We start from the raw sequence: 15,367 nt of genomic DNA, 5'->3' as shown, positions 1-15,367 counted from the left end.
AAAACATGAAGAACCTGGTCGAAGAAATCCTGAAGGATACCCCGCTCCAGAAGAAGTAACCGTCACCAATACTCCTTATATATGATGAAGCCCCGCGCAATGCACGGGGCTTTTATTGTCGCCTATCCATGCGTTTCGCACATGGCGTCCCGGCACGGTTGCGGCTCGCCCCCCTCGCTTCGTCAATCCTTTAGGCATCGGACATTCAGGTAGTTGCCCGATGTCATGGACGTTGCCGGGTAACCGACATTGAGTCCGTCAAAAACGAGCGTCCCGAATTCGCTTTCCGTGTCCGTCCATAGGTAGGCCGCCACTCCCATTTGCACGAATTTCAGGGTGTTTCCGATGATGCTGTAGCGTCCTGCCGGGTAAAGGCTGAATCCGTAAAGATCGCTTCCGTTTCCGCTTTCCCAGCCTTCGGTCGTCCTGAGAGCAGTCATGTCCTTCCCGGTGTTATCCTCCAGGTCTACAAAGTCCTGGGCGGACGGCAGCCGCCAACCCTCCGGGCAGGCCGTCTTGGCGTCGTCGGGAGAATACATCCTGCCGTATTTTTCGCAGTTCTCGTCGTCGTTTTCGTAGCAGTAACTCGTGAAATCCCCCTTGTATTTCAGGTTCTCGGCCAGCCAGGTCTGCGAGCCTATCGTCGTGGTGGCGTAAGTCCGCCCGTCGCGCTCGTCCGTGAAGGTCCCGGCGACAACCTGAGTAGGGTCCACGGCGCCCCAGGGAATATCCGTCGCCGCGCCCTTTATGCAGCGGAGCGATTCGAATGCGTATGGCGAAGCCAATTGGACAATCGAGCTGGTATCGCCGAAAAGGAGTGTCCAATGCTGCGGGATTCCCATGTTCGTCGAAGTCATGATAAAGAAGGCCCCGTAGCCGAAATACTTTTCCTGCCTTTCCGTTTCGGGCGGCAGAACGGAATAACCCGGGAACAGTGCCGTAAACCCGTAATCGTCCGTTCCCATGAACTCTTCTGCCGCCGCCTTTTTCCCGGCGACGTCGCGCCCGCCCATTTCTTCTTCGAGAATCTCGAAGTCGTCAAGGTTCGGCACGCGCCAGCCCTCTGGGCATATCCCCTGGACATTGCGCCCGATATCGCAGGGCTCTTCGGTGCAGTCCACTGCCGCGGCCCATGTATAGAGCCGCCCGTATTTTTCGCAGTTGGCGGGATTTCCTTCCGGGCAGTAACTGAGGGAATCCATGGTTTCCGAAGAAGCCCGATAGGCGTAGTTCAGGTTCTCCGCCATCCACACCTGTTCGCCGATTTTTACCGTCCTGTACACTTGACCGTCCCGCTTGTCCACAAGGAGCGTGGAATCGGCTTCAGCGTCTTCTCCCGGGGCGTAGAACTCGGCAATGCAGATATCCTTCATTCTCTTGGCCGTAGCCTGCAAGTATTCATCGGCGGCAACTTTCGGCGTGAACTTCATGACGCACGAGAGGTGCAGAACGCTGCATTTTTCCAGTTTGAAATAGTCCGTGAAGACGCCGTCGTTTTCGGCACAGTAGTCTGCGAAGGCCGTAGAATCCGCCCGGCAACTTGCTGTGGCACTGTCGCCGTAAGAATTGTCCAGGTGATCCTCCACTACAGCGTCCAGCGAATCCCGATTCAAAAATTCCGTATAGATGTTCTTCTTGTAGGTGCGAGTCAAGTTCATGCGGACGCCGTTCTGTTCGGCATACAGCTTCACGGTGCAGGCTTCGCCGACGGTTTCGCCAGCATGCTCGTAGTAGGGCTTGGCGGCTGTGGTAAAATCGACATCGAACCACGACAAGCCCCGTTCCTTGTCCTTGACTTCCACGAGCCTCAGGGCGACCTTGGGTTCCCATGTCATGAGCCTTGCATAGGCGGCGCTGTCCAGGCTGGCGTTCTGCTCTTCGGTGTAGCCGTTGGCGATTTCCTTTTCCGAATCGCTGCAGGCGGTGCAGAACAGGAACGCAAGGCAGGGGATGGATAGAATGTTCGGGGAAAATCTCATTTTTTAATCTCTTTTGTCAACGGGAACAACTGCAGGTTCACCCTGTAAATTCGGTCACAACTCTCCGTGGCAGAAACGATTCCGGCGATTTTCTTGCGGCAGATGTCCAGTTCGTTTACAATCTGCTCGTATGCCGCACGATTCACGGCGACCGTCATTCCCGAAAAGTTGCGCTCCGTTACGGGGAATGCCTCGACGGCCTTCTCCGCAAGCCTTGCCATCTGCCTGTGCATGCCGCGGATGGCCCGCGGAATCTTCTCGGACGAGCCAAGGATTGCCTTGTCGGATTGGACATACCTGTTGCGCCGCTCCTTCAGAAACCCCGCCTGGACCAGGAAATCCAGGGATTTCTTCACGTTCTCGGGAGTCACGCTCTCGTGGAGCATGTTCGCGATTTTTGACGGCGTGGCATTGGCGACCCTAGGGGCAAGTTCCCTTAAGATTGGGTTCCACCAGTTCTTGAAGTATTCGTAGCCGTCGCCCCCTACGACCCGGATCCTGTCGTCCTTTGCCAGGGACTGCATGTGTTCAAGGGCGGCAAGTTTCTTCTTTTCTACGGGAGAATTGCAGTAGGTGACAAGTGCCAAGAAGTAGGATGTCTGGATTTTGGAAAGCCCCATGAGTTTTGCCAGGCGACTTGCGCCGACACTGCTCAACTTTGACTTTCCGTCGCAGACAAGTTTCAAGAATCTTGTATTGGCATATCCCGCCATCTTGTTGAAGCCGCGCCAGGACAGACCCGTCATCAACTTACGTTCTTCGTAGAAATCCCTGATAAAAGGGCGGTAGTCGTTGTAGTCGGATATCGGTTTCATAGGGCTTCTTCAAATTTACCTTATTAGAGAAAAAATTGCAATTTTTACGGAGCGGAAAATTTTGATAAGATATGCTTTTTATCACTCTCCCTTTAAGAAAATTCTCCATATGTCGCAATGTGAGACATATAGAAAATTTTTTGTCCGAAGCGAAAAAAAAGTTTTTTTTGTGTGCGTTGAAGGCTTGCGCTGAACGGGGGTGCTTTGTTATTTTTAGGGGGTAAGGTTTACAAAGGGATGTTTTTTATGAGAAATTCTTTTTTACAGTCATCCTGGAGCCTGTCATTCTGGAGGGGCAGAGCCCCGATAGAATCAGCGGCGATAGGATCCATCCTGACGGCACTTTGCCTTGGGTTTGCCCTTTCCGCCTGCGATGACTCGTCGTCGGCGGGGGGTGATAATGGTAGTGGCGGCAATCGTGGTGGTATTCCTGACACCGTCGAGACATTCATGGAACTGTCGGATTACGACTGCGGCAAGAGTCAGAAGTGTGTCGCCACCTACCTGACGGAATACCATGACATGGCAGTGTGCGATGGCGACAACGGCTGGGTCATCGGGACTCTCATCGAGAAGATGGACTGCGACTTTTCTTCGTCGAGCGCCAAGGCCACTGATAAGGATAGTGGGCCTGCCGAAGGCTCCAGTTCGTCGGTGGAGAAGGGGCTGCCGGACAGCGACGCCAAGTCCAGCAGTTCGGCGAAAGAAACCAAGACTTCTTCTGACTCCAAGAGTTCAAGTTCTGTGAAGTCGGGTGACTCGTCCAGCAGCAGTTCCGCGGACAAGTTAGAGTCTTCGTCTAGTAAGGGCGAAGTTCCGAAAAGTTATGCCGAAGCGAAGGTCATGCCGTCTGGAACATGCGATTGTTCCAAATACAACTGCTTCACGACAGAATACCTGAACCAGGAATTCCTTGAAGCGGGTAAGTATGGTGAAATTCTCGATGAGCGAGATGGTCAGGTTTATAAGACTGTTCAGATTGGTGAGCAGATTTGGATGGCCGAAAACATGAATTTCGACTACAACTACAATGATTTTCATGGCGAGAATTTTGGCAGCAAATGCTACAAAGAAAGTGCGGACTCCTGCGCCAAGTATGGACGTCTCTACACTTGGGCTGGGGCGATGGACAGTGTCAAGACCGGTTGCGGTCGTGGTTGGAAATGCGCGGCGGATACCGGAAGGGTGCAGGGCGTCTGCCCGAACGGCTGGCACTTGCCCGATACGGCGGAGTGGAATGTGCTGATCGACGCGGTGGGCGGTGTGTCTACTGCGGGAACGATGCTGAAGACGACTGAAGGCTGGCAAATCGATGCGTACCGCGGCATGGATGTCATCGGCACGGACGCTTATGGCTTTTCGGCGCTCCCGTCCGGCGCCAAAGAGACCGGCGGGTACTTCTACTACGCGGGTCAATACTCGCACTTCTGGTCCTCTTCGGAGTACATGGGGGACAACGCGTACATCATGAAGATGACCTACTATACTGCGCTCGCGACTTGGAGCTACCGCACAAAGTACTTCGGCCACGCGGTCCGTTGCGTCAAGGACTCGGACTAAATCTCAAAAGGTTTCTCTATGAAAAACACATTCGCGAAAAAGTTTATGGTCTACGCCCTTGCGGGGGTGCTCGGTTTCGCCCTTTCCGCCTGTGACGATTCTTCGTCGGCGGGGGGTGATGACGGCGAAACAAGTGTCCTGAGTAGCAGTGCCGAAATGTCATCGTCATCTCGTCATTGCGAGGACTGTAAGGACGAAGCAATCTCCAGCAGCGGCAAGTCCAACGATCCCGCCGAAGTGACCGACGACTCCAGCGACAGCAAGGACAATCCTTCTTCGGCAGGAACATCGACCAAGTCCAGCGCTTCCGAAGAGCCTGACTCCAGCGGCTCCGAAGGCGTGGAAGGCTCTTCCGCAAGCGTTCCCGGCGGCAGCAGCGACTCCAGCGTTTATGACGCCGATAAGAACACCCTGAAGGACCTGCGCGATGGACAAGTCTATAAGACGGTTAAAATCGGAGATCAGGTTTGGATGGCTCAGAATCTGAACTATGCGCCAGACGAAAATCATGTGCACTCCTTGGGCGATTATGCCTGGAGTGGCTGTTATGGCGGTAAGGCGGACTCATGCGCCAAGTACGGTCGCCTGTACACCTGGGAAGTGGCCATGGACAAGGCTGGTTGTGGCTATGGAGAATCTTGCAACAACAGTTACGAAGGTTCTCAGGGTATTTGCCCTGCCGGCTGGCACCTGCCAAGTTACAATGAATGGGAGACCTTGTTTAGGAATGTTGGAGGAGAAAATGTTGCTGGTAGAAAGTTGAAGTCGGAGGAAGGATGGAACTATTACTCCGAGTCAACCAAGGGTATCGACTACTACGGCTTTTCCGCTCTCCCTGCAGGCCGCAGAGACGACAATGGCGATTTCAACAGTGCCGGCGACCGCGCCCGCTTCTGGTCGTCTAGCGAGCACAATATCTACTACACCTACGGCATGGTCTTGTACCACAAATACCTGGGTGCTTACCTGTACGACGAGAGTAAGTACGACGCGTTCTCTGTCCGCTGCATCAAGGACTCTGAATAAATTCCAAAAGGTTTTGCTATGAAAAATACATTCGCGAAAATGTTTACGGTCTGCGCCCTTGCGGGGGTGCTCGGTTTCGCCCTTTCCGCCTGCGATGACTCGTCGTCGGCGGGTGACGATAATGGTAGTGGCGGGAACCGTGGTGGAATTCCTGACACCGTCGAGACTTTCATGGAACTGTCAGACTACGACTGCGGCAAGAGTCAGAAGTGCGTTGCCACCTACCTGACGGAATACCATGACATGGCTGTGTGCGATGGTAACAACGGCTGGGTCATCGGGACTCTCATCGAGAAGATGGACTGCGACTTCTCTTCATCGAGTGACAAGTCGAGCGATAGCAAGTCCAACGATCCCGCCGAAGTGACCGACGACTCCAGCGACAGCAAGGACAATCCTTCTTCGGCAGGAACATCGACCAAGTCCAGCAACTCTAGTTCTTCGAGTGTCACCCCGAGCGATGTCGAGGGGTCTAGCAAAACCGCCTGGGATTACTTGAATCCGGACATTAACTATGGCGAGTTTACCGATGAACGCGATGGACAAGTCTATAAGACGGTTAAAATCGGAGATCAGATATGGATGGCCCAGAACTTGAATTACGATCCGGGCGATGTGTCCAGCTTGGGTAGGTATGCATGGAGCGGCTGCTATGGTGACGGTGCCCTTGATGAAATCAGTAAAAGAGTTTTGACGGAAGAAGAGTTTGCTGCGAACTGCTCCAGGTACGGTCGCCTGTACACCTGGGAAGTTGCAATGAATAAGGTCAATTGTGGCTATCACTACAATTGCGACATTGGCAACGAAGGTACGCAGGGCGTTTGTCCCAAAGGCTGGCATTTGCCTACAAAGGAAGAGTGGAAGAAACTGGTAGAACCAATAGCGAGCGGCGTTGAAGACCTAACTACTTACTGGAGTTACCTTGGTGCTAGTGTAGAGTTGAAGACTGCGGACTGGTGGAAGGAATATTCGACTTCTACGTCGGGAACGAATGCCTCTGGTTTCTCAGCCCTCCCTGCAGGCTTTATGTACATCGGAGAATTTTTTAGGTCAAAGGGCGTTGGTACGTTCTTCTGGTCTTCTAGTGTGTACGGTAGCGACAAATCCTACTGTTTGAGATTGCAACACGACGACGATTCCGCCCTTTTGTGGGGCGAGTGGAAGAAAAACGGCTTCTCCGTCCGTTGCATCAAGGACTCGGAATAACCCGCCGATAAACAATCATTCCACACCCCACACTTCACATTACACACTGGAATCGCGTTAGGGGGCGTCGCACCTTTGTGGCGAGACTTGCGATAGATTCTGCTCCTTCGAACCTAACTCAACTAAGGCAACAAGTTGCCAAGTTTCGTATATCGACTTCGCCCTGACGGGCTTCGCTCAGGATGACACATCGCAAGGCTCGATGAGCCGAGCGTGCTCGGCGAGCAGCACCCGACCCGGCCCATGGCTGACGCTGGGAGATCCCCGCCTTCGCGGGGATGACAAGAAAGGTTGCGGGGATGACAAGTTGGGGCCGGGGAACGCCCAATAAATGGCTAAATTTCGAAAATTATTTAGTAGGAAAATTATTTTTCTGCTAAATAATTTGTTATATTAGGGGTATGGAATTCCTAGATCGTGAAGAAGAATCGAAAAGGCTGAAGGCGGAACTCTCCCGGAAGGGGGCGTCTTTTGTCGTTGTCTATGGCCGTCGCAGGTTGGGCAAGTCCACCTTGTTAAAGCGCGTCTTGAAGGAAAACGATATCTATTTTATGGCGGACCGTTCAGAAGAATCCGCCCAGCGGCGTTTCCTGGCCATGGCGATTGCAGTCCGGTATGAGGGTTTCGATTCCGTTGCTTACCCCGACTGGGAGTCGCTTTTTAGGGCTTTCAACTACAGGTGCGCGAAGGGTTCTACGCTCTGCCTGGACGAGTTCCCGTATCTTGTGAAATCCTGCGAGATGTTGCCCTCTACGCTGCAGAAGCTACTGGACGAAAAGTCCTTGAACTTCAACCTGGTGATTTGCGGCTCGTCGCAACAGATGATGTTCGATGTCGCCCTCGACGAAAAATCGCCGTTGTATGGGCGTGCCCATGAAATTCTCCGGTTGAAGCCTATTCCGGTTTCTTACTTGCCTTCTGCGTTGAAAATTTCGGCAAAGGAGGCCGTTTCTGAATATGCCGTTTGGGGCGGGGTGCCCCGCTATTGGGAATTGCGTGAACGGTATCGGAATTTCAAGTCGGCCCTGAGGGAATTGGCCCTTTCTCCCATGGGCGTCCTTCATGACGAGCCTGTGCATATTTTGCGCGACGACATGCGCGACCTGGTGCAGGCTTCCACACTTCTTGGAATCATCGGGAACGGTGCGAACCGAATTTCGGAGATTGCGGCGCGTGCCGAAAAGAATGCGGCGACTTTGAGCGCCCCTTTAAAAAGGCTTGTGACCATGCAGCTTGTGGACCGGGAAATCCCTTTCGGTGAAAATCCTAAAAACAGCAAGCACGGCATTTACCACTTGTCCGACCCGTTTATCAGTTTCTATTACCGGTTTATCAGCCCGTATCGCTCGCTGTTGGAACTGGGGCGTGTTGATTACGTGGAAGAAATCGTAAAACAGCATTTCCCTGAATTTGAAGGATTTTGCTGGGAACGCCTTTGCCGGCAGGCGGTTAGTGGGCAGGTTGTCGGTGGCGAGATGTTCAATGTGGCTTCCAGGTGGTGGGGCAATGTCGGCAAGTCAGAACGGATCGAAATCAATGTCGTTGCCGAAAGCATGGACAAGAAAACGCTACTTGTCGGGGAATGCAAATGGACGAATAGCGAAAATGCAGGGCGCCTGTTTGCTCATCTGAATGAGCAGGTCCAGAAATTGCCGTTCGTCCACAAGTATAGAAAAATCGTCCCGGTTCTTTTTTTGAAAGAAAGACCTCGCGACAAGACGGATGGAATTGTCTTTTTGCCGGAAGATGTCCTTAAAATTATTTAGTAGGAAAATTATTTTTCTGCTGAATAATTTATTTGCCCAAATCTACCATAAAATGCCTACATTTGGCAGGTTATAACTCCTATATGTCCCAGGTTGAGTCATATAGAAAATTTTTGACGGAAAACTTGAAAAAAGTTGTTTTTATGTGCGCTGAAGGCTTGCGGTGCAGGGGGGTGCTTTGTTATTTTTAGGGGGTAAGGTTTACGAAGGGATGTTTTTATGAAGAAGTCTTTCCAGCGTGTCATTGCGACCCTGAACTTGTTTCAGGGGAAGCAATCTCTAGCCATCATCTTGTTGGCGGCAATCTTCGCCCTTTCCGCCTGCGGGGACGACGACTCGTCTTCGCCGAGCGCGAAAGGACTCCCTGCCGAAGTGACGGACAAGGCGGAACTCGAAACATACGAGTGCAGCATGGATGTCATCGGCGAGAAGGTCTATGTGACCGAACTCGAAGAGAACTACGAATGCGACGGCGAAAAGTGGTTCAAGTCCTACGACCAGGCAAAGCCGAGTTCGACTTCTACAAAGTCGTCGAGCAGCAAGAATCCCGACGGCTCCAGCGACTCCAAGACTGCCGACAAGGAAGGCTTGTCGAGTAGCGCTACCGGCGGGGCAGCCTCAAATCACGATACCGTTGATGTAAAAATCGTTTCTTCGGGGACTTGCGACTGTTCAAAATACAAATGTGTCACAACGGAATTCCTTAATCAGGATTTGTTAAAATCTGGCAAATATGGCGAATTTTTGGATGAAAGGGATGGAAAAGTCTACAAAACAATTGTCATTGGTGTCGGGGAACGAACTCAGACCTGGATGGCGCAAAATATGAATTTTAGCGATTCGGTTGTGAAATCTCACTGCTATGATAAGTTGGAAACGAATTGCGAAAAATATGGTGCCCTATATATTTATGAAAATGCAAAAGGAGCATGTCCTGCCGGTTGGCATTTACCTTCGTCGGGTGAATACGAAATTTTAAGCGAAAACGCGGGGGGACATAATGGTCTGAAATCTCAATACGAATGGGAAAAATCTCAATTAGACCGGTTTGGCTTTTCGGCATTACCTGCAGGTTTTTATAAAGAGTCTGCATACAAAGATAATGGTGATGAAACTCGGCTTTGGACATCATCTCTCCATCCGAAACGAGATCATTGGGTTCAACAGTGTGATACATACCGCTTGTCAGATGTTGATATGTGGAGTGGCATTCAATCGTGGTTCGTTGATGAGAGTTATTCAGTCCGTTGTATTAAGGATGTTTCTGAAAAGAATCCCGCCGATACAATTGTTATAAAGGGGTATGAAGGTTCGTATGGAACTTTGAAGGATGAACGAGACGGAAAAGAATATAAAACCGTTAAGATTGGACCTCGTGAATGGATGGCTGAAAATCTTGATTACGACACTTTGAATGCATCCAGTACTTCGTACGGAGGAAAATATTATACAGCGAATCAAGCCCGTGCTGTGTGCCCCCAGGGATGGCATCTGCCCTATATGAGCGAATGGGATTCGCTGGTAGCCTATGTGGATCGCAATAGGGAAAATATCTCGATTGCATCTGCGCTAAAATCAACAGACGGATGGAATTACCATCCTGATATTGAACCGGGTAGGGATGTCTTTGGATTTTCGGGAACTCCTTCTGGATATATTTCAGGAACATTTCGTAGTGGCGAGTTAAATGGAAACGGAACTTCGGGTTGGCTCTGGGCTAGGGATATTTTAGGCAGCAGAGATGCACAGTATATATTTAAGTTAGAAGATGCCGATTCTGAGTATGAGGGATTTGTTGACTATGCAACGCAGATTCCTGTTCGCTGTATAAAAAATTTGCATTCTGATTATGAATATGGAACATTGATTGATGCTAGGGACGGAAAGAAGTATAATACGACCAAAATCGGTGACCAAAATTGGATGGCCGAAAATTTAGATTACGCTTATCTAGAATCAAATGAAGAAAAAGATTCATTGAGTTTTTGTCTTCAAAATGAACCTGATAGCTGTGCAAAGTATGGTCGCCTTTATGCATACGAGACTATTATGGATAGTAGTGTCCGTTTATGTCCCTCCGGTTGGCATATCCCGAACTATACTGAATGGAATCAGCTCTTTTCGTATATAAAAGATGATATCCCTCAGCAGGCTGTATTTTGTCCTAATGGGCTTATGTTACGTTCTGAAGATGGTTGGAAAGCAGATGAAAATGGATTGAATTTCTATGGTTTTTCGATTCTTCCTTCGGGGTATCTATCGCATGATTACTATATAAATGGAGTTGCGTACCTAGCTTATGCATCGGACTCGAAATATAAAGCGGGGTATTTGAATTTTAATTATAACGCAAGCCGATTCCTGTACGAATTCCCGACTGCTACAAGCAGAAATTTTGCCGCTTATGGAATTAGATGTGTTCAGGATGAATAGAATTTTGACCCGGACTCGCCTAAAAGAGTGAAATCCTTGGTGGGCGCTTTACTTGCCGCGGTGAAAATTTTTATTTTGCGGATGTATGGAAGAAAATCAGAATTTGGACGATTTGGCCGAAGAATCGGCGGAACTCCCGAAAGTCGAGAGCCAAGAGGATTTGGCCCGCATTATCCAGGCGCTGGTGTTTGCGTCTCCTGACATTGTGACGCTCAAGAAGTTGCGTGAAATTCTGGGCGATTTTTTGGATGCGCGTTTGGTGTCCGATGCTTTGATTGCGGCGAACGATTCGCTGAACAAGATTAATTCCCCGTTCGAAATCGTGGAACAGGCGGGCGGTTACCGTTTCCGCACGCGTGCGAAGTATTACCCTTGGGTGCGCAAACTGTTCCCCGAGGCAAATGCCCGCAGGCTCAGCCAGGCGGCGCTTGAAACCTTGGCGGTCATCGCTTACCAGCAGCCGATTACCAAGGCGGCCATTGAACAGGTGCGTGGCGTGTCGTCGGTGGACGGCCCGATCCGTAACCTGCTCGACAAGGGCTTTATCGCGCTGGGTAGCCGCGCCGATACGGTCGGAAACCCTTATACCTACGTGACTACGCAGGAATTCATGAAGTATTTCGGCATCAACCGCATTCCTGAAGACCTGCCGCGCCTCCGCGAATTCAGCGAACTTCTGGAAGCGGGCGCCTTGGTGCCGCAGTACGCTAAACCCGAATCGGTGAGCCCCGAAGAACCGGTGCAGCCCGAAGAAAATCCGGACCAGGTTGAATTGTCGATGGGAGATGCCTAATGGCTGTGACCCCGTTAATGCAGCAGTATTACGAGATCAAGAAACAGAATCCCGGCTGCATCTTGTTTTTTAGAATGGGCGACTTCTTCGAACTTTTCGAAGACGATGCCGTGGTTGCCTCGAAGATTTTAGGACTCACGCTCACGAGCCGCAACAACGGCGCCTCGGGAGCTACACCCTTGTGCGGGTTCCCGCACCATGCCGCAGACCGCTACGTGCCCAAGATGGTGGCGGCGGGCTACCGCATTGCCATTTGCGAACAGGTGGAAGACCCGAAACTCGCGAAGGGAATCGTCAAGCGCGACATTGTAGAAATCATCAGTGCCGGCACTGCAATGGACGAGTCGAACTTGAATGCGAAAGAGGCGAATTACCTTTGCGCTTTCATTCCCGAAAAGGACTCGGTCTCGTTTGCGATTGCCGACGTGACGACCGGCTACCTGGCCGCGTGCAAGAGCTCGGTGCAGGCGTTCGAATGTGAATTCTGCCGCCGTATGCCGAAAGAAGTCGTAGTGCCCGAAGGAACCGTGATTCCTAGCGGCGTCATGGACTTGATCCGCTCCGAAAACATTCTGGTGACAGAACTTCCGGCTTTCCTGTTCGGCGAAGATTCCGCGAAGGATGTGCTGTTTACGCATTTTAAGGTCGAGGCTTTGGACGGTCTCGGTCTCGATGGGCGAGTGGTCGAAACCCAGGTGACGGGAGCGCTTCTCCAGTACTTGATGGACCAGAAGAAGTCCGAACTTTCGCACTTTACGACGCTCGAGATTCTGAATCTCGACGACTACATGACGCTTGACCCGAGCACGCTGCGTAATCTGGAACTGGTGCGCCCGCTGAATGCCGACGATATCAGCAGCACGCTTTGCTACGTGCTCGACTTTACGGTGACGGCCATGGGCGGGCGCAACTTGAAGGAATGGGTGAGTCACCCGTTGATTTCGGTGGACCGCATTAAGGAACGTGAAGAAGCCGTCGAAGAACTCGTTAACAACCCGGTCGCTCTCGATGAACTGAAAGAATCGCTGACTTCGATTCTCGATATGGAACGCCTGATGGGCCGCGTCGGTTCTGGCCGCGCGAATGCCCGCGATTTGGCGGGCATGGGCCGTTCGCTTTCGCAGGCATCCAAGGTGGCCGATGTACTTGAGGGCTTGAATTCGCCGATATTTGAACCGATGCGAGCGGCCCTCATTGCCGCCCGTGGCCGCGGCGAAGAACTCCTCTCGCAATTTAACGATGACTTGCCGCTGACCGTCCGCGAGGGCGGCATGATTCGCGCGGGTGCAAACGCGGAACTCGATGCCATGAACGAAGACATCAAGGAACGCCGCGAATGGATAGCCTCCTTGGAAGTTCGCGAGCGAGAACGCCTCGGCATCCCGAGCCTCAAGGTGGGCTATAACCGTGTCTTCGGTTACTACATCGAAATTACCAAGGCGCAGATGGCGAAGGCCACAAGTCCGATTCCCGACGAATACATCCGCAAGCAGACGACGGTGAATGGCGAACGCTACATTACGCCCGAGATGAAGGAATGCGAATCCATCATCAGTAACGCCGAAGTCAACATTCATGCGCTGGAATACAAGATTTTCTGCGAACTGCGCGAACGCGTGAACAGCTGGCGTGCCGAACTGCAAGAAATTGCGAATGCGATTGCGCACGTGGATACGCTTTACAGCTTTGCCCGCGCCGCCCGCAAGTACAATTACGTTCGCCCCGAAGTCTTCGAAGGCTCGGGTATCGAAATCAAGGGTGGTTTCCATCCGGTGATTGTCGCGGTCAATTCCGACCTGGACTTTATCCCGAACGATGTGAACCTTTCGCCCGAAGCGACCCGCCTGATGCTCATTACGGGCCCGAACATGGCCGGTAAATCGACTTACCTGCGCCAGACGGGGCTTATTGTGCTCATGGCGCAAATCGGCTGCTTTGTGCCTGCTGAAAGTGCACGCATCGGCGTGGTGGACCGCATCTTTACCCGCGTGGGTGCCAGCGACCGCCTGAGCCGCGGCCTTTCGACGTTCATGGTCGAAATGATCGAAACTGCGAACATCTTGCGCAATGCGACTTCGCACAGCCTGGTGCTTCTCGACGAAATCGGTCGCGGTACCAGCACCTTTGACGGTCTCTCGATTGCGTGGGCGATTGTGGAAACTCTGCACGATGAACCGGCCCGCGCCGCTATTACGCTGTTTGCAACGCACTACCACGAACTCACGGGCCTTGTCGAAAGCCTTGAACATGCCGGCAACTTCCAGGTGGGCGTTCAGGAAAAGGGCGACAAGCTGATTTTCTTGCACAAGATTCTCGAAGGCGCTTGCGACTCCAGCTACGGTATTCACGTAGCGGAAATGGCGGGCCTCCCGAACAACGTGCTGCGCCGCGCCCGCAAGATTCTCTTGCGCCTCGAAAAGCAGAAGATTGACCCGAGCGATGGCGCGACCCACAAGAAACTCATGGAAAAGCCGCAGGTCGACCTGTTCGCTCCCCCTGACGAATCCACGCAGCTCCTTAAAGAAGAAATCCGCCGCCTGAAACCCGAAGAAATGACACCGATGCAGGCGCTCCAATGCCTGATGGACCTGAAGGAGCACTACGGAAAATAATTCGGAATTCAGATTTCAGAATTATGAATTAAATTTTATATAGGTAATTCTGAATTCCGAACACCGAAATCTGAATTAGATCTATGCTAGACTTTGCTGCTTTACAAGAGTTTGTCTATAGCAACCGAATCGTGGATTCGACGATTCATGGGCTTGCTCATTGGCGGCAGGTGGAATTCAACGGTTTGCTCCTTGCGCCTATTACAGGTGCCGATGTGACGGTCGTGCGACTGTTCGCTCTCTTTCACGATTGCAAGCGCGAAGATGACGGCTACGATGGCGAGCATGGCGAGCGCAGCGCGGCTTTTGCCAAGGAATGTTTCGAAAAGGGACTCCTCGATATTACGCAGGAACAGTTCGACCAACTTTATCACGCCTGCTTTTATCACACTAAGGAACATCAGACCGATGATCCGACCATCAACACCTGCTACGATGCCGACCGCCTAGACCTCGGCCGCGTAGGTATGCATCTGGATCCTAAAAAGATGGCGACCAATCCGGGTGCAAGAATCGCCCACAAGTCCTTGCAGGCGAAAGTCGATGTCTATGAAATGCGCGAATGGCTGAAGACGGTTACGGTGTGAAAAAAGCCCGCTCTGTTGAGCGGGCGTAATAATAAGATTTAATCGAGGTTATCCTTCGATCCATCCGTAGCGGCCGGTGAACTTGGCTTCGGCCTTGATGACCTGGAAGGTGCAGCTGATTTCGACTGCGACATTCTTGGGAAGCGCGCTTACTCCGACGGCGGTTCGGGCGTGTTTACCGTTTTCGCCGAAAATCTTAACGGCCAGTTCGCTTGCTCCGTTCAGTACCGCGGGCTGTTCATGGAAACCTTCGGCGGATTGCACAAAGCCCTGCATCTGCACGAGTCGAAGCGTTTCGTCTTCTTCGAGCAGGGTAAGGGCGGCTGCCACGTTGTTCATGAGGCAGATGGCGGCGCCTTCGGCGGCCTTTTCAACAGAAATATCTTTCGGGACCGATCCACAGAATGCCGAAAAATCCCCGTTGACCGATGGAAGCTGACCCGAGACAAAAATCGTGTCGCCGTTGCGGGTGGCCGGGACGTATGCGGCAAGCGGTGCCGGACATTGGGGGAGCGTTAGCCCCAGTTCTTGAACTTTCTTGACGATTTGATCCATTTAGACTCCTTTTTATTCTGCTCCTATACAACTTA

11 protein-coding genes are annotated in these 15,367 nt (G+C 51.9%); 8 read left to right on the top strand and 3 right to left on the bottom strand.

The features are described from left to right. Window positions 1-182: 182 nt before the first annotated feature. Window positions 183-1,979 carry an FISUMP domain-containing protein gene (locus BUA93_RS09885; protein WP_072978971.1) on the bottom strand — a complete coding sequence of 599 codons (1,797 nt, stop codon included), beginning with the start codon at window positions 1,977-1,979 and terminating at the stop codon, window positions 183-185. After that, window positions 1,976-2,794: a TIGR02147 family protein gene (locus BUA93_RS09880; RefSeq protein WP_072978970.1), complete on the bottom strand. Its 819-nt coding sequence runs from the start codon at window positions 2,792-2,794 to the stop codon at window positions 1,976-1,978. Before BUA93_RS09880 ends, BUA93_RS09885 begins: the two co-directional genes overlap by 4 nt. Window positions 2,795-3,040: 246 nt before the next feature. Between BUA93_RS09880 and BUA93_RS09875 the strand changes: the two genes are divergently transcribed. The 8 genes from BUA93_RS09875 (at window position 3,041) to BUA93_RS09840 (ending at window position 14,777) form a co-directional block, all read left to right on the top strand. Then, on the top strand, window positions 3,041-4,354 hold the full coding sequence (locus tag BUA93_RS09875; protein ID WP_175547416.1) for a fibrobacter succinogenes major paralogous domain-containing protein: 1,314 nt from the start codon (window positions 3,041-3,043) through the stop codon (window positions 4,352-4,354). Between the two features lie 18 nt (window positions 4,355-4,372). Beyond that, window positions 4,373-5,380 (top strand): fibrobacter succinogenes major paralogous domain-containing protein, encoded by a 1,008-nt coding sequence (locus BUA93_RS09870; RefSeq protein WP_139257946.1) that lies wholly within the window; start codon window positions 4,373-4,375, stop codon window positions 5,378-5,380. A gap of 18 nt (window positions 5,381-5,398) precedes the next feature. After that, window positions 5,399-6,586, top strand: coding sequence for an FISUMP domain-containing protein (locus BUA93_RS09865; protein WP_083597304.1), 1,188 nt, complete (start codon window positions 5,399-5,401; stop codon window positions 6,584-6,586). A 401-nt stretch (window positions 6,587-6,987) separates the two neighbouring features. Next, on the top strand, window positions 6,988-8,352 hold the full coding sequence (locus tag BUA93_RS09860; RefSeq protein WP_072978967.1) for an ATP-binding protein: 1,365 nt from the start codon (window positions 6,988-6,990) through the stop codon (window positions 8,350-8,352). Between the two features lie 219 nt (window positions 8,353-8,571). Then, complete coding sequence (locus tag BUA93_RS09855; RefSeq protein WP_072978966.1) at window positions 8,572-10,785, top strand: FISUMP domain-containing protein; 2,214 nt, start codon at window positions 8,572-8,574, stop codon at window positions 10,783-10,785. 85 nt (window positions 10,786-10,870) lie between these two features. Further along, window positions 10,871-11,578, top strand: coding sequence for an SMC-Scp complex subunit ScpB (gene scpB, locus BUA93_RS09850; protein ID WP_072797100.1), 708 nt, complete (start codon window positions 10,871-10,873; stop codon window positions 11,576-11,578). Continuing rightward, window positions 11,578-14,190, top strand: coding sequence for a DNA mismatch repair protein MutS (gene mutS / locus BUA93_RS09845; protein ID WP_072978965.1), 2,613 nt, complete (start codon window positions 11,578-11,580; stop codon window positions 14,188-14,190). Before scpB ends, mutS begins: the two co-directional genes overlap by 1 nt. An 83-nt stretch (window positions 14,191-14,273) precedes the next feature. Further along, on the top strand, window positions 14,274-14,777 hold the full coding sequence (locus BUA93_RS09840; protein WP_072978964.1) for an HD domain-containing protein: 504 nt from the start codon (window positions 14,274-14,276) through the stop codon (window positions 14,775-14,777). A gap of 48 nt (window positions 14,778-14,825) precedes the next feature. Here BUA93_RS09840 and BUA93_RS09835 read toward each other — a convergent pair whose 3' ends face one another. Continuing rightward, window positions 14,826-15,332, bottom strand: a complete 507-nt coding sequence (locus tag BUA93_RS09835; RefSeq protein WP_072978963.1) for a RidA family protein — start codon at window positions 15,330-15,332, stop codon at window positions 14,826-14,828. Between the last annotated feature and the right edge of the window lie 35 nt (window positions 15,333-15,367).

Source organism: Fibrobacter sp. UWH4, from assembly GCF_900142475.1.
Taxonomy (GTDB): domain Bacteria; phylum Fibrobacterota; class Fibrobacteria; order Fibrobacterales; family Fibrobacteraceae; genus Fibrobacter.
The sequence above is the reverse complement of the archived record's forward strand: the minus strand, read 5'-3'. Positions and strand labels throughout refer to the sequence as shown.

Excerpts from the sequence above, each read along its gene's own strand:
- BUA93_RS09855 (WP_072978966.1), top strand. The coding sequence starts at position 8,572 with ATGAAGAAGTCTTTCCAGCGTGTCATTGCGACCCTGAACTTGTTTCAG.
- scpB (WP_072797100.1), top strand. The coding sequence starts at position 10,871 with ATGGAAGAAAATCAGAATTTGGACGATTTGGCCGAAGAATCGGCGGAA.
- BUA93_RS09860 (WP_072978967.1), top strand. The coding sequence starts at position 6,988 with ATGGAATTCCTAGATCGTGAAGAAGAATCGAAAAGGCTGAAGGCGGAA.
- BUA93_RS09840 (WP_072978964.1), top strand. The coding sequence starts at position 14,274 with ATGCTAGACTTTGCTGCTTTACAAGAGTTTGTCTATAGCAACCGAATC.
- BUA93_RS09880 (WP_072978970.1), bottom strand. The coding sequence starts at position 2,794 with ATGAAACCGATATCCGACTACAACGACTACCGCCCTTTTATCAGGGAT.
- BUA93_RS09875 (WP_175547416.1), top strand. The coding sequence starts at position 3,041 with ATGAGAAATTCTTTTTTACAGTCATCCTGGAGCCTGTCATTCTGGAGG.
- mutS (WP_072978965.1), top strand. The coding sequence starts at position 11,578 with ATGGCTGTGACCCCGTTAATGCAGCAGTATTACGAGATCAAGAAACAG.
- BUA93_RS09885 (WP_072978971.1), bottom strand. The coding sequence starts at position 1,979 with ATGAGATTTTCCCCGAACATTCTATCCATCCCCTGCCTTGCGTTCCTG.
- BUA93_RS09870 (WP_139257946.1), top strand. The coding sequence starts at position 4,373 with ATGAAAAACACATTCGCGAAAAAGTTTATGGTCTACGCCCTTGCGGGG.
- BUA93_RS09865 (WP_083597304.1), top strand. The coding sequence starts at position 5,399 with ATGAAAAATACATTCGCGAAAATGTTTACGGTCTGCGCCCTTGCGGGG.
- BUA93_RS09835 (WP_072978963.1), bottom strand. The coding sequence starts at position 15,332 with ATGGATCAAATCGTCAAGAAAGTTCAAGAACTGGGGCTAACGCTCCCC.